General features: G+C 56.7%; 1 protein-coding gene. It reads right to left on the reverse strand.

Annotated elements, in window-relative coordinates; genetic code table 11:
• Positions 1-85: 85 nt before the first annotated feature.
• A partial coding sequence (locus WS68_RS28705; RefSeq protein ID WP_231752945.1) for a hypothetical protein occupies positions 86-550 on the reverse strand: 465 nt, incomplete at its 5' end.

The raw sequence follows: 550 nt of genomic DNA on the forward strand, positions 1-550 counted from the left end.
GCGAGAAGGGTTTTGCCCGAGACTTCCGCTTCGACGGGTGCGTTCCTTGTGCGTCGGCCAAGGGAGCGGCTTGAATAGTCCTCGACTAATCCCCCCAGGAAGTTGCGCTCCAGCGGCGCCTGGCTGGGTTGAGCTTGCGCCTGGCAGCTCGATTAACGGTAAAGCGCGTGTTGCAGACAGGGCAATGGAGATTTCCATGAGTATCGGTGCGTTGCAGAACGACAAGGCGAGAAACGGGCGCGTCATAGCAAATCTGACATGCGAAATGCTCGGGCTCCGTGGTGACTGGCTCCGTAGTTCCGCTTTGCGCTGGGACCGGATTCAAGCGATAGGCGAGAACGCCGTTACCGAGAGCGACAAGCTCATAGCGAGTGCGTTTCGCGAGGGCTTCGTTCGCGTCTCTCAGTTTCTGTGCGGTCTCGAAGTGCTCGCTTTGGAGTTGCAGGAGTTGGGTGTTGTGAGCGAAGAGGCTGTCTTGCGCTTTGAGGAGTTGCTCGTTCATTTGGGTGATGACCGTCGATAGCTTGATGAAATCACGTATTTCAAGTGT

It is taken from the genome of Burkholderia sp. TSV86 (assembly GCF_001522865.1).
Lineage (GTDB): Bacteria > Pseudomonadota > Gammaproteobacteria > Burkholderiales > Burkholderiaceae > Burkholderia.